The organism is Streptosporangium brasiliense (assembly GCF_030811595.1).
Taxonomy (GTDB): domain Bacteria; phylum Actinomycetota; class Actinomycetes; order Streptosporangiales; family Streptosporangiaceae; genus Streptosporangium; species Streptosporangium brasiliense.
This window is the reverse complement of the sequence record NZ_JAUSRB010000002.1, coordinates 1,687,551-1,699,442: the sequence shown is the minus strand read 5'-3', so window position 1 is coordinate 1,699,442 and position 11,892 is coordinate 1,687,551. Positions and strand designations below refer to the sequence as shown.

Annotated in this window: 16 protein-coding genes and 1 tRNA gene; 7 read left to right on the top strand and 10 right to left on the bottom strand. The window is 70.8% G+C overall.

From position 1 onward, the window contains the following. Window positions 1-12: 12 nt before the first annotated feature. Window positions 13-495, bottom strand: a complete 483-nt coding sequence (locus J2S55_RS16425) for a MarR family winged helix-turn-helix transcriptional regulator (protein WP_306861479.1) — start codon at window positions 493-495, stop codon at window positions 13-15. 98 nt (window positions 496-593) lie between these two features. Between J2S55_RS16425 and J2S55_RS16420 the strand changes: the two genes are divergently transcribed. Further along, the gene (locus J2S55_RS16420) at window positions 594-2,042 is read left to right on the top strand and encodes an MFS transporter (protein WP_306861477.1); all 1,449 of its coding nucleotides are present in this window, start codon (window positions 594-596) and stop codon (window positions 2,040-2,042) included. Window positions 2,043-2,112: 70 nt separating this feature from the next. Beyond that, a complete protein-coding gene (locus tag J2S55_RS16415) occupies window positions 2,113-2,898 on the top strand; it encodes an alpha/beta fold hydrolase (RefSeq protein WP_306861475.1) in 786 nt (261 codons plus the stop codon). A 165-nt stretch (window positions 2,899-3,063) separates the two neighbouring features. On the opposite strand, the gene J2S55_RS16410 is transcribed toward J2S55_RS16415, so the two are convergent. Then, window positions 3,064-3,717: a response regulator gene (locus tag J2S55_RS16410; protein ID WP_306861473.1), complete on the bottom strand. Its 654-nt coding sequence runs from the start codon at window positions 3,715-3,717 to the stop codon at window positions 3,064-3,066. Between the two features lie 295 nt (window positions 3,718-4,012). On the opposite strand from J2S55_RS16410, the gene dnaN reads away from it, so the two are divergent. Next, window positions 4,013-5,110, top strand: coding sequence for a DNA polymerase III subunit beta (dnaN, locus tag J2S55_RS16405; protein WP_306861471.1), 1,098 nt, complete (start codon window positions 4,013-4,015; stop codon window positions 5,108-5,110). 211 nt (window positions 5,111-5,321) lie between these two features. Here the strand turns inward: dnaN and J2S55_RS16400 are convergent, their stop codons facing one another. The 6 genes from J2S55_RS16400 to upp all read right to left on the bottom strand — a co-directional run bounded on the left by J2S55_RS16400 (window position 5,322) and on the right by upp (window position 9,434). Next, complete coding sequence (locus J2S55_RS16400; protein ID WP_306861469.1) at window positions 5,322-6,011, bottom strand: FadR/GntR family transcriptional regulator; 690 nt, start codon at window positions 6,009-6,011, stop codon at window positions 5,322-5,324. A 108-nt stretch (window positions 6,012-6,119) separates the two neighbouring features. Further along, on the bottom strand, window positions 6,120-7,478 hold the full coding sequence (locus J2S55_RS16395) for a helix-turn-helix domain-containing protein (RefSeq protein ID WP_306861467.1): 1,359 nt from the start codon (window positions 7,476-7,478) through the stop codon (window positions 6,120-6,122). Window positions 7,479-7,610: 132 nt separating this feature from the next. Continuing rightward, complete coding sequence (locus J2S55_RS16390) at window positions 7,611-8,141, bottom strand: PH domain-containing protein (protein ID WP_012895669.1); 531 nt, start codon at window positions 8,139-8,141, stop codon at window positions 7,611-7,613. Beyond that, window positions 8,138-8,296: a hypothetical protein gene (locus J2S55_RS16385; protein ID WP_012895668.1), complete on the bottom strand. Its 159-nt coding sequence runs from the start codon at window positions 8,294-8,296 to the stop codon at window positions 8,138-8,140. The genes J2S55_RS16390 and J2S55_RS16385 overlap by 4 nt, the downstream gene beginning before the upstream one ends. 131 nt (window positions 8,297-8,427) lie before the next feature. After that, complete coding sequence (locus J2S55_RS16380; RefSeq protein ID WP_306861460.1) at window positions 8,428-8,658, bottom strand: hypothetical protein; 231 nt, start codon at window positions 8,656-8,658, stop codon at window positions 8,428-8,430. Window positions 8,659-8,795: 137 nt separating this feature from the next. Then, window positions 8,796-9,434 (bottom strand): uracil phosphoribosyltransferase, encoded by a 639-nt coding sequence (upp, locus tag J2S55_RS16375; protein ID WP_306861458.1) that lies wholly within the window; start codon window positions 9,432-9,434, stop codon window positions 8,796-8,798. 166 nt (window positions 9,435-9,600) lie between these two features. Between upp and J2S55_RS16370 the strand changes: the two genes are divergently transcribed. The 4 genes from J2S55_RS16370 (at window position 9,601) to J2S55_RS16355 (ending at window position 11,193) form a co-directional block, all read left to right on the top strand. Further along, window positions 9,601-10,110 (top strand): tRNA adenosine deaminase-associated protein, encoded by a 510-nt coding sequence (locus J2S55_RS16370; protein WP_370879677.1) that lies wholly within the window; start codon window positions 9,601-9,603, stop codon window positions 10,108-10,110. 16 nt (window positions 10,111-10,126) lie between these two features. Further along, window positions 10,127-10,618, top strand: a complete 492-nt coding sequence (locus J2S55_RS16365) for a tRNA adenosine deaminase-associated protein (RefSeq protein ID WP_306861455.1) — start codon at window positions 10,127-10,129, stop codon at window positions 10,616-10,618. Window positions 10,619-10,635: 17 nt separating this feature from the next. Then, window positions 10,636-11,079: a tRNA adenosine(34) deaminase TadA gene (gene tadA / locus J2S55_RS16360; protein ID WP_306875443.1), complete on the top strand. Its 444-nt coding sequence runs from the start codon at window positions 10,636-10,638 to the stop codon at window positions 11,077-11,079. Window positions 11,080-11,103: 24 nt separating this feature from the next. Continuing rightward, window positions 11,104-11,193 (top strand) — tRNA-Ser (locus J2S55_RS16355). 72 nt (window positions 11,194-11,265) lie between these two features. On the opposite strand, the gene J2S55_RS16350 is transcribed toward J2S55_RS16355, so the two are convergent. Together J2S55_RS16350 and J2S55_RS16345 are read right to left on the bottom strand one after the other, a co-directional pair. After that, window positions 11,266-11,649, bottom strand: coding sequence for a hypothetical protein (locus J2S55_RS16350; protein ID WP_306861453.1), 384 nt, complete (start codon window positions 11,647-11,649; stop codon window positions 11,266-11,268). Then, entirely contained in the window at window positions 11,646-11,879 is a 234-nt protein-coding gene (locus J2S55_RS16345; RefSeq protein ID WP_306861451.1) for a hypothetical protein, read from the bottom strand. Before J2S55_RS16345 ends, J2S55_RS16350 begins: the two co-directional genes overlap by 4 nt. Between the last annotated feature and the right edge of the window lie 13 nt (window positions 11,880-11,892).

The window sequence follows — 11,892 nt, the reverse complement described above, 5'->3', positions numbered from 1 at the left end:
CCGGTCACCGCCCTAGTCGCGCCCGAACGGGGTCATGACCTTGCAGCCGCCGGGGATCTCGCGCGCCTGGGCGTGCAGGCTGTCGGAGAAGCGGCCGAGCAGTGCGATCAGCTGCTCGCGCTCCCCGGCGGTGAACGTCTCGGAGAGCAGGCGCTCGACAGCCGACGCGGACGCGTCGGCCTCCTCCAGGGCGGCCCTTCCCTTCTCGGTCAGGCGGGTCTCCAGCACGTTGCGGTGCCATGGGTGCGCGGTCCGCTCGACGAGCCCCTTGTTCTCCAGGTTGCCCAGGGTCGTGGCCATCGTCTGCGGGGTGACCAGGCACGCGCGGGCCAGCGCGGCGGCCGACATGCCGGGGCTCTCCCCCAGGAAGTAGAGCGCCTGGTACTGCGGCACGGTCAGGCCGGACGGCTTGAGCACCATGTGCTTGAGCGCCATCAACTCCTGCTCCACCCGCTTGACGTGGCTTCCCAACCGCTCGTCCGGAGGCATTCCCATGCACAGAATCCTACCCAACGACAGGGTTTGACTAGTTATCAGAGTTCTGTCTATCGTCAGCTCTCGTCTTAAAGGCTGAACTCTGAGAGGCGATAGCCGTGGCGCTTACCCGACAGGCCGGGCACCGGCCGGGGATCACCCTGGCCACCGTGGCCGTGGCGGGCACGATGCTGCCGATCTCCGTGATGGCTCCGGCCCTCGCCCTGTCCGCCCTCGGGCGGGAGCTGGGGGCCGGGCTGGTCGGCCAGCAGTGGGTCCTGCACGGATACAACGTCGCGTTCGCCGCGTGCATGCTTCCCGCCGGGGCACTGGCCGACCGGTTCGGCCGCAGGCGGGTCTTCGCGCTCGGCACGCTGCTGTTCGCGCTCGCCTCGCTGGTCTGCGCCCTCGCGCCGACGATCCTGGTGATGGACCTGGCCAGGGCCGTGCAGGGCGCCGCGGCGACCGGCGTGCTGACCGCGGGCAGCGCGGTCCTGGCCGGCGCCTTCGAGGGCGGGGCCCGGGCCCGGGCGTTCGGCGTCCTCGGCACGGCCTTCGGCGCGGGCATCGCGCTCGGGCCCGTCATCGGCGGAGGGCTGCTCGCGCTGGGCGGCTGGCGGGCGGTGTTCCTGTCCAACGTCGTGGTCGCGGTGGCCGCGGTCGCCCTCGGCGTGCCGCACATGAGGGAGTCCCGCGACCCCGGCGCCACGCGCTTCGACCGGGCCGGGGCACTGACCTTCACCGGCGCGCTCGCCCTGTTCACCCTCGCCACCGTCGAGGGGCCGCAGCTCGGCTGGGCGCACGGGGGCGTCCTGGCGATGTTCGCCGGGGCGGCCGGGCTGCTGCTGGCCTTCGTCGGGATCGAGACGCGCAGCGTCCGCCCGATGCTCGACCTGGGCCTGCTGCGCGACCGCCGCTTCCTCGCGGTCATCTGGATGGTGTTCGCGATGGGCTTCGGGTTCGTCGCCCCCGGCACCTACCTGCCGCTCTACTTCCGCTCGGTCGGCGGAGCGGGTCCGCTCGACGCCGGGCTCAGCATGGTCCCGCTGGGCCTGCCGGTGCTGCTGGTGCCGCCGGTGGCCGGAGCCCTCCTCCGGAGATTCTCGCTGCGCGCGCTGCTGACCGCCGCCCTGGCCCTGATCGCCGTGGGAGACCTGTGGCTGGTGACGCTGACCCCCACCGGGGGCTGGACCCAGGTCGCCGGACCGCTGACCGTCCTCGGCCTGGGCGTCGGACTGGCATTCGGCCTGATCGACAACGCGGCGGTCAGCGCCGCGCCGCCCGAGCGGGCCGGGATGGCCTCCGGGGTGTTCAACACCATGCGTCTGGCCGGTGAGGCGGTGGCGGTCAGCGTCACCGGGGCCGTGCTGGTCAGCCTGACCCGGTCAGGTCTGGACGGCGACCGCGACCTCGCCAACCGCGTGGTCGCCGGAGACCTGGCCGGGATCCCGCCGCACGCCGCCGACGTCTACACCGACTCCCTGCGCCTGACCCTCCTCGCGATCGCCGTCTTCACCGCCGTCTCCGCGGCCGTCTTCCTCTCCCTGAACCGCCGCGCCCGTCCCTGAGCCACCGGACCCGTTCGAACCGCCGGCCCCGTCCATCCCCCGGCCAACCGCCTCACCCCAAGGAGACCCCATGCCTCTCGTGACCGTGGGCACCACATCCGTCGACTACCGCGTCAGCGGTTCGGGCCCCGGCCTGGTGCTCGTCCACGGCACCGGCGCCGACGCCGACAGCAACTGGGCGCCGCTCGTCGAGGCCGTCGGGCACCGCTTCACCGTGGTGGCGGTCAACCTGCCCGGCGCCGGAGAGACCGCCGACAGGGGGGAGCCGCTGACCGTGGAGGGGCTCGCCGACCAGGTGGCCGCGGCCGCGGCGGACGCCGGGCTGGCGGAGTACCACATCGTCGGCCACTCCCTCGGCGCGGTCGTCGCCACCGCCGTGGCCGCCCGCCGTACCGATGAGGTGCTGTCGCTGTTCGCCCACGCGGGATGGGTCACCAGCGGCCCCCGGGAGATCTTCCAGTTCGACTACTGGGCCCGGCTGCTCCGCGCCGACAAGGAACTGCTCGCCCGGCTGCTCCAGCTCACCGCGATGAGCCCGGCCACGCTCGCGGCCCGCGGGACCGGTGACTTCGAGGACGCCGCGGCCGGGTTCACCGCCCTGCTCGACGGGCGGATCCTGCGGCAGATCGAGCTGGACGCCAGGGTGGACATCTCCCCGATGCTCCAGCGGATCAAGGCCCCGGCCATGTTCCTCGCCGGCGCCCACGACCTGATCGTGCCCCCGCGCCACCAGCGGGAGCTGGCCGACCGCGTCTACGGCGCCGGCTACCGCGAGGTCGAGGGCGGCCACGCCCTGCCGTTCGAGAACCCGGAGCTGTTCGTGGCGGTCGTCGCGGAGTGGCTGGACGGGTTCTGACGGGCCGGGCGCGGCGGACGGCCCCGCCGTGCCCGCGGAGGGCGGTCCGGCGCCCGGCCGATCTCGGCCGTCATGGGGGCCTCGCCGTGCCCGCGCGGGAGGGCGGCACGGTGCGCTCCTGGCGGAGACGCGGGAGAGGCCCCGCCGTGCCCGCGCGGGAGGGCGTCAGCCGCGCCCGATCAGCCCGGTCTCGTAGGCCGTGATGACCGCCTGCACCCGGTCGCGCAGTCCGAGCTTGGTCAGCACGTTGCTCACGTGGGTCTTGACCGTGTGCTCGCTGACCACCATCGTGGCCGCGATCTCGGCGTTGGACAGGCCGCGGCCGAGGAGCCCGAGGGTCTCGCGTTCCCTGGCGGTCAGCGCGTCGAGCCCGGCCACCGGGGCCGAGGGCCTGACCTGCTTGCGGACCATGTCGTCGATCAGCCGCCGGGTCACCGACGGCGCGAGCAGCGACTCGCCGGCGGCCACCACCCGGACCGCGTGGACCAGGTCGTCGCGGCGCACGTCCTTCAGCAGGAACCCGCTGGCCCCGGCGTGCAGCGCGTCGTAGACGTAGTCGTCCTGGTCGAACGTGGTCAGCATGAGCACCTTGGTGGAGGTCTCCTCGCAGACCACCCGGGCGGCCGCGATGCCGTCCATCCTGGGCATCCTGATGTCGAGCAGCAGCAGGTCGGGCCGGTGCTCGCGGACCGCGGCGACCGCCTCGGCCCCGTCGCCCGCCTCGGCCACGACGGCGATGTCCGGCTGGGCATCCAGGATCATGGAGAACCCGCCCCTGACCAGCTCCTGGTCGTCGGCCACCACCACACGGATGCTCATCAGCCAGCCTTCCCCTTCTACGGAGCCTTCCGGAGGATTCCGGAGCTTCCCGGAGCTTCTCCTCGAAGCCCGACCCGTGCCGGGGAGCCTCGCATGTACGACCATATTGGTCGGCGCCTCGGCCCGTGCCTGCCGGGCGGTCCGAGCCCCTCCCCTGTTGTACGGCCGGCCGCTCCCGTCCGCATGGAGGAGATATGCGGTGGCTGGGAGGTTCTTGTCGGTCCCACCGGCTACGGTGCTGTTGACGTACGGCCACCGCGGATGGCGGTGCCGTTCAGGACGGAGGGATGATCAGGTGAAGATCCAGGTTGACCGTGATGTCCTGGCCGACGCGGTGGCCTGGGTCGCCCGGGCGCTGCCGAACCGTCCGGCCCTCCCCGTGCTCTCCGGGCTGCTGCTGGAGGCCGACGACGACCTCGTGCTGTCGGCCTTCGACTACGACGTCTCCGCCCGGGCCTCGATCGAGGCCGACGTGGCGGAGCCGGGCCGGGTGCTGATCCCCGGCCGGATCCTTGCGGAGATCACCCGGAGCCTGCCCGCCGAGCCGGTGGAGATCGCCATCAGCGGTTCCGAGGCGGTGCTGACCTGCGGCAGCGCCGAGTTCGGCCTGCTCACCATGCCGGTGGAAGACTTCCCGACCCTGCCGGCCATGCCGCCGAAGATCGGTGCGGTCGGCGGCGGGGTCTTCGCCAGCGCGGTCGGCCAGGTGGCCCCCGCGGCCAGCCGCGACGAGACGCTCCCCATGCTGACGGGCATCCGGGTCGACATCTCCGGCGAGACCGTGGCCATGGCCGCCACCGACCGCTACCGGATCGCGGCCAGGGAGTTCGGCTGGCGTCCCGAGCGGCCCGGCGGCACGGCCGCGGCCATGGTGCCCGCCCGGGTGCTGGTCGAGGTGGCCAAGTCACTGCGCGGCGGCGAGGTGTCGATGGCGCTGGGCGACGGGGTCGCGGGGTTCGAGAGCGTCGGCCGGAGCACCACGGTCCGCCTGCTCGACGAGCAGTTCATCGACTACCGCGCGCGGCTGACCGACGACTGGCCGATCCGGGCCGACGTCCGGGTGGCCCCGTTCATCAGCGCGATCAAGCGCGTCGCGCTGGTCGCCGAGCGCAACACCGCGATCCGGCTGTCGTTCGGTCAAGGTCAGGTGCTCATCCAGGCGGGCGGGGGCGACATCGGCCGCGGCGCCGAGGTCCTGGACGCCGAGCTGTCCGGTGAGGGCATCCAGATCGCCTTCCAGTCCCAGTTCCTGCTGGACGGCCTGGCCGGGGTCGAGACCGAATATGTCCGGCTCAACCTGCAGTCCCCGAGCCGGCCGGCTCTCATCACCGAGGTCCCCGGCGACGCCGACCCCGCCTTCCGCTATCTCGTGATGTCCCTGCGCCTGCCCTGACGGCCTTCACCCGGCGCCGCCCTCCCTCCCCCCTCCTGAGAACCTCAGGTGGCGCCTGAAGGGCCTCAGGGCGGCGCCTGACCGGCTTCCCGCCGGGCTCCCGCTCCAGTCCGGCGCGACGATCTCAGACGACGTGAAAGGGCCCCACCCCCGCCGGGGGTGGGGCCCTTTCAACGTCGGGGCGGGAGGGGTGGTGAGGAGGTGGGAGAAGTCAGGAGGAGAGCTCCTGAGCCTCGGTCAGGGCGATCAGGATGTGCTCCATGCACGCGTGGCCGGCGCGCTCGGCGGCGGCCGCGTCACCGGCCGCGATGGCGCGGGCGATGGCCTCGTGCGGGATGTAGGTGCTGTTGAGCGAGGTGCCCGCGGCGGTGATGCTCGCCCGCAGGGCGGCCGAGAAGTCCTCGTAGAGGTCGATCAGGACCAGGTTGTGGGTGGCCTGGACGACGGCGATGTGGAAGGCGAGGTCGGCCTCGACGAACGCGTTGGGCTCGCCGAGCTCCCAGGCGCGCTCCCGTTCGGCCAGGGCGGCCTCGATGCGGACGATGTCGGCGTCGCTGCGCCTCGTCGCGGCCAGCCGGGCGGCCTCGACCTCCAGCGCGCGCCGTACTTCCAGGATCTCCAGCTGCTCGGCGGTGCGCAGCCGCCGCAGCATGGCCCCTGACAGCTCGCTGGTGGCGCGGACGTAGGTGCCATCGCCCTGGCGGCACTCCAGCAGCCCGGCATGGGTGAGCGCCCGCACCGCCTCGCGCACGGTGTTGCGACCGACCCCGAGCTGTTCGGCGAGCACGGTCTCGGTGGGAATCTTCGCGTGCATCTGCCAGGAGTTCGAAGTGATCTGCTCCTTGAGCTGATCGATCACCTGGTCGACGAGAGACGCACGCTGCGCCGTACGCAGACTCACAGTCCGCCTCCTCCGGGGAAACCAATCATCCTATGAGTCAATGACTGGTCGACCATAATAATTCCGGAGGCGGAAAAACAAATCCGGAGCCCCAGCGGGTGAGTGGCTTTACCGAACCAGCGCCGAATCGACCGTCACACCAACCATCGCACTCCGGACTCCGGCCGCTTCGAGCGCCCTACGGTATGCGCTCGCCTGCTCCTCGCCGGCACCGACCCGGCTGTAGAGGTCGCCGAGCTCGCGCCAGACCCGCGCGACCTCCCGGTCGGGACCGGCGGTCCCGGAGCGCAGGCCGTCGAGCAGCCCGCAGGCGCTGTTCAGGATGGCCGTGACGTCGCCCTCGCCGCGGGTGAGCGCGACCTGGGCCAGGACCAGATGGGCGGTGGCCGCCGTGACGCCGCTCTGCCCGCCCGGCGTGTCGAGGACGGACCCGGCCAGGTCGGCCGCACCCTCCACGTTGCCGCTGCGGAGCTGGACGTAGGCGAGCACCACCAGGCTCTTGGCGTGGTCGTGCGCCCGGTCGGAGAACGCGCCGAAGACCCCGCTCGCGGCGGTCGCGAGCTCGTGGGCCTCGTCGAGCCGCTCCTCGCCGGCGGAGGCGGTGAAGCGCGACCAGTCCATCGCGATGCGGGCCAGCCGGAAGGCCATCCGGGCCGGACGGCCGGTGGCGATCGCGTCGTCGGCCAGGCGGACGGCCAGCGCCGAGTCCTCGCCCTCGGCGGCGGCGATGCTCGCCTGCCAGAGGGAGTGGATCTCGGCGACGCGGTTGACCACGGCCGACACGCCGTTGACCGACAGGATGTGCCGGACGTAGGACAGGCCGGGAGAGTCCGGCCCGCGGCTGGCCTCGGTCTCCATCAGGGAGGCGGCCAGATCGACGGCGATCTCGCCCTGCGTCAGGGCCAGCCGGTTCACCTGGGTGAGGGCCTGGGCCGCCAGGTCATGGGCGCGCAGGGTGTCGCCGGCACGCTGGTAGCAGCGGCTCAGCGCCACGGTCAGGGGCAGGTCGGCCAGCCGTTCGGGGTGGGCGGCCGCCTCGCGGCGGAGCCGCTCGAACGCCTCCACCGCCGGGCCGATCCGGCCCTGGGCCTCCAGGGCGCGGGCCCGGCCGAGCCGCGCGTGCGCGGCCAGCATGGCGTTCTCCTCGCCGACGACCTTGACGATCTCGCCGAACCGCTCGGCGGCGGCGGACGGGTCGCCGTGCTGCAGCTCCAGCTCGGCGTGGCGCAGCCCCAGCTCGGTGTCGATGCGCTGACGCGGCTCGATCCCGTGCAGCAGGAACTCGGTGGTGCACCCCAGCCGTTCGGCGAGAAGGCGCGCGACCACCGGAGTCGGCGTGCGCTTGCCCGACTCGATGAGGGAGACGTAACTGTCGGAGAGGTCAGGCCCGGCTAGCTGGGCCTGGGACATGCGCCTACTCAGCCGCAGTCCGCGGACGCGGTCACCGATGGTTCCCTGACTCGGCATCTGATCTCTCAGGGCGGGGGATGGTCAATGTTCCCGCCATGATTGCATGAAGCAGTCGAATCGGGTAACCCCACGTGAAGAATCCTCAGGTGGACTCTTGTGGAGCCCCATGCCATAAAGGACATGGGGGGACTAATCATCCGAGTCGTTGCCTCCGGGGAACAGCATCTGGCAGACCTCCAGGTAGAGGGTCTCCGGATACGGGATATAGGTGACCGTCGACAAAGCCTGATCTTGACCGGCCGATTCCAGGACGAACTCGCCGTAGCCCAGCATCCGGCCGAGCAACGAGCGCTGGAAGCTCATGTCCGTCACCTTGCCGAGCGGCATCATCGCGACCTTGCGCGTGATCAGGCCCGTGGTGAGAAGCATGCGCTTGGAGGTGACCACGAAGTAGTCGACCGACCACTCCGCCACCTTCCACACGAAGCGGATCAGTAACAGGAGCCATGCCCACCAGACGATGACGAGCGCGCCGCCACCGCCTTGGTCGCCGAACCACTTGCTGAGCAGTCCGGCGAGGATCAGGCCGCCGAAGACCTCGGCGACCGGACGGAGCAGTACGGCCGGGTGACGCCGCACCATGATGACCTGGTGTTCGTGGGGGAGTAGGTAGCGGTTGACCGACGAGGGAGCGGAGTCCCCGTGGGTCACTAACCTCATGACAGATGGGAAACGAACTGGGCCAGGGAATTGGCCGCCGTGTATACCGTGTCCATGGCACCCCTCACCGCGTTCGCCGCGTCACCTGGTCGGGTGAACAGGAAAAACGCCACGAAGGCGGCACCGCCATACGTGAGAACTTTCTTGACCTGCACTGCGGCCTCCTACTACCACTGCCCACTGCACCCGCCGTATACATTACCCACGCCATAGGCGAGGTAAAGCGCATCAGCCATTACGGTCTCGGCCCGTCCCGAAAGCCCTGCTCCGGCTGATGTGTTCTGCGTCACCCGCGCTCACTCGCGACCAGCGCGAGGACCTCCAGGTGTTTGCGGGCGATCCGCTCGACCAGCCCGGGATGGGCGTGGCCGGTGACCTCCAGCGCGCCGTAGTGCGCCGCCGCGATGCAGCGGATCACGGTGGTCGCCGGGTGCACTTCGGAAAACTCATCCCGCAGCGCGGCGCTGACGTCCTCGTAGGGATCCGGTTCCGCGTCCGGGATGACTCGCTCGCTCATGGTTCTCCCTGGTGTGCGCCCACGGCCCGGTAGACCGGGGACACAGAAGAGATGTCTTCGTCACTACCGGTACCCACATAAGCACACTGTGTAACAGAGAAGTGGCGGAACGACTCTCCCTTGGGAAGGAAGATTACTTAGACGACCCCGTAAAGACGGTCGCCGGCGTCACCGAGACCCGGAACGATGTAGCCGTGCTCGTTCAGCCGCTCGTCCAGAGCCGCGGTCACCAGGCGGATCGGCCTGTCGGTGCCGGCGAAGACCTCGTCCATGTGGGCGATGCCCTCGGGGGCGGCCAGCAGGCACAGCGCGGTCACGTCGTCGGCGCCGCGCTCGAAGAGGAACTCGATCGCCGCGGCCAGGGTCCCGCCGGTGGCCAGCATCGGGTCGACCACGTAGACCTGCCGGCCGGACAGGTCGTCGGGCAGGCGGGTGGCGTAGGTCTCCGCCTTCAGCGTGGACTCGTTGCGGATCATCCCGAGGAAGCCGACCTCGGCCGTGGGCAGCAGCCGGGTCATGCCGTCCAGCATGCCCAGGCCGGCGCGGAGGATGGGGACCACCAGCGGGTACGGCTGGGCCAGCCGTACGCCCTTGGCGGCGGCGACGGGGGTCGCCACCGTCACCTCGGTGGTGCGGACCTGACGGGTCGCCTCGTAGGCGAGCAGCGTCACCAACTCGTCGGCCAGACGCCGGAAAGTGGGCGAATCCGTGTTCACGTCCCGCAGCACCGTCAGCTTGTGGGCCACCAGCGGGTGGTCTACGACCAGGGTCTCCATGGGCGCCAACGGTATCTCGGATGGCAGCTCAGGAGATAACAGACCACACGTACGTGACATCGCCCGCTCACGCGGATTTGATCACAATTTGGTCGGAGAGGCGTACGGTGATGGGCTGGTTCTGAAAGCATTGACATCCGTAGTGAACGCATCGGTGGGGATGACCATGGCAGACGAAGACTCGCTGGACTTTGCCATCGTGGTCTATCGCGAGGACGAGACCTGGGAAGCGGAGATGCTCCCGGTGGCGCTCGTCTCGGATCTCGACGGCCTGATTCACGCCCTGCGCCAGCAGCCGAGCATGAACGGGACGATTGGCCTGGTCGCCGTTGGGGATGAGTTCTTCGTGGCGTTACGGGTGTTCGGTGAGCGGGTGGAGGTCTTCCTCTCCGACATCGCCGCGTCCTGGGACTTCCCGCTCGCGCAGCAGGCGCTGGAATACCTCGACGTGCCGGTCCCCGACGAGGACGAGCTCGAGGCGATCCTCCAGGACGAGGAGACGGCGCTCCCCGCAGGGGACCTGTCGATCTTCGCCGACCTGGGCCTCGACGAGATGGAGCTCGGCATCCTGTCCGGAGACATCGACCTGCTCCCCGAGGACGTGCTGTCCAGCATCGCCGCGCGGCTGGGGTTCTCCGAGCCGTTCGAACGCGCCATCGACTCGGTGTTCGGCTGACCTCGGGAGATCGGCCATGGCCTCCAGACCATCCGGCAACAGCGTGTTCTCGGCAGCCTTCGTCCGCACCGCGGACGGATGGAACGGCGCGGAGGTCGACCTCAGCGCCGCCGAGATAGCCGACGACCTGGGCGACGCCGTCCAGGAGCACCTCGGGCTCACCGGCGACGAGCTGGCCCTGCTCTGCGTGGAGGTGGAGGACGAGTGGTTCGCGATCGTCCGCTACCAGGGCGACCAGGAGCCCCGCACGTTCCTCTCGGACGCCCAGGCCGGGATCTCCGACGAGCTCGGAGAGCTCTTCAGCGAGCTGGCCGGGGTCGCGCCGGACAAGGACACCCCCGATCTGGGCGTACGGCCCGCAGGGGACTTCGAGCTGCTGAGCGACCTCGGCGTGAGCCCCGAGGAGCTCATCGAGCTCAGCATGGAGGAGGGCGTGCTCCCCGCGGACACGCTCTCGGTGATCGCCGAGCGGCTCGCCTTCGCCGAGGAGCTCGATCGGCTGCGGTGACCGACTACGTCCCGCAGATGCGGCTCGCCCTGGCGCAGGCCGCGGCCGCCGGCGCCCGTGGCGAGGTGCCGGTCGGAGCGGTCGTCCTCGGCCCCGACGGGGCGGTGCTGGCGCAGGCCGGCAACGACCGGGTGTCCCTGCGCGATCCCACCGCGCACGCCGAGGTCCTCGCCCTGCGGGAGGCCGCGCGGGCCCGCGGGGAGTGGCGGCTGACCGGCTGCACGCTGGTGGTCACGTTGGAGCCCTGCACGATGTGCGCGGGGGCCGCGGTGCTGGCCAGGATCGACCGCGTCGTGTACGGTGCCGCGGACGCCAAGGGCGGGGCCGCCGGCTCGCTCTGGGACGTGATACGGGACCGCCGTCTCAACCACCGGCCCGAGGTCGTCATGGGCGTGCTGGCCGACGAGTGCGCCGGCGTTCTCACCGAGTTCTTCGCCGTCCGCCGGATGCGCGAGCAATAGTGGTTATCCGGTAAGCTGCTCGGCGGTGGTGTCGCCTAGTGGCCGAGGGCGCACGCCTCGAAAGCGTGTGATGGGGCAACTCATCCGTGGGTTCAAATCCCACCACCACCGCCACCGAGAAAGGCCCCTGACCCGGTCGAACGGGTCAGGGGCCTTCTCCGTGTCGGCTCCCCCGCTCCCGGCCTGTCAGGCGGGGCTCCGCAGCAGGTCCGTCCCCGACGCCGGCATGTCCAGCAGCGTCGCGCTGTCCCGCTCCGACAGGCCCGCCTCGCGCAGCCGTACGGCGAGGGCGCGGGCGCTCTCGTCGAGCTGCGCACGCTCGCGCCGGTAGGAGGTGAGCACCTCCTGGGGCAGGCCGGGCAGCTCGTAGACGTATTCGACGGAGACGGGGGTCTCCTCGGGGAGACCGAGGCAGAAATGCTTGACCGCCTCCACCTCTTCGACCAGCTCGGCCAGGCTCTCGCCGGAAACGCTGCCCGGGGCGCCGACGGCGAGGGCCACCCACACGTCGCCCCCGGTGTCGAGCGCTCTGCTGCGAGTGACCTTGAAGGTCAGGTGGTGGGCGGTCATTCCATCCAGTCCCTTCCGAAAACGCGCTCCAGGTCTGTGGCCAGATGGGCCAGTGCTTCGAGTGTGACACCTCGGACGGGGACGGTGGCGCGTGCTATGACGATCTGGTCGGTGTCGAGCAGATGGAGCAGCCGCACCGACCTGGTGGTCTCGACCCAGTCGACCCGCAGCCCGTGCCGGCGGGCGAGCTCGTAGATCCGGTCACGGATCTCTTGGTAGGTGCTCAGCACCCGGTAAAGCTAA

Bases quoted from the DNA above. Each gene is read 5' to 3' on its own strand.
- J2S55_RS16425 (WP_306861479.1), bottom strand. From the start codon at position 495: ATGGGAATGCCTCCGGACGAGCGGTTGGGAAGCCACGTCAAGCGGGTG.
- J2S55_RS16415 (WP_306861475.1), top strand. From the start codon at position 2,113: ATGCCTCTCGTGACCGTGGGCACCACATCCGTCGACTACCGCGTCAGC.
- J2S55_RS16410 (WP_306861473.1), bottom strand. From the start codon at position 3,717: ATGAGCATCCGTGTGGTGGTGGCCGACGACCAGGAGCTGGTCAGGGGC.
- J2S55_RS16395 (WP_306861467.1), bottom strand. From the start codon at position 7,478: ATGCCGAGTCAGGGAACCATCGGTGACCGCGTCCGCGGACTGCGGCTG.
- J2S55_RS16390 (WP_012895669.1), bottom strand. From the start codon at position 8,141: ATGAGGTTAGTGACCCACGGGGACTCCGCTCCCTCGTCGGTCAACCGC.
- J2S55_RS16380 (WP_306861460.1), bottom strand. From the start codon at position 8,658: ATGAGCGAGCGAGTCATCCCGGACGCGGAACCGGATCCCTACGAGGAC.
- upp (WP_306861458.1), bottom strand. From the start codon at position 9,434: ATGGAGACCCTGGTCGTAGACCACCCGCTGGTGGCCCACAAGCTGACG.
- J2S55_RS16370 (WP_370879677.1), top strand. From the start codon at position 9,601: ATGGCAGACGAAGACTCGCTGGACTTTGCCATCGTGGTCTATCGCGAG.
- J2S55_RS16365 (WP_306861455.1), top strand. From the start codon at position 10,127: ATGGCCTCCAGACCATCCGGCAACAGCGTGTTCTCGGCAGCCTTCGTC.
- tadA (WP_306875443.1), top strand. From the start codon at position 10,636: ATGCGGCTCGCCCTGGCGCAGGCCGCGGCCGCCGGCGCCCGTGGCGAG.
- J2S55_RS16350 (WP_306861453.1), bottom strand. From the start codon at position 11,649: ATGACCGCCCACCACCTGACCTTCAAGGTCACTCGCAGCAGAGCGCTC.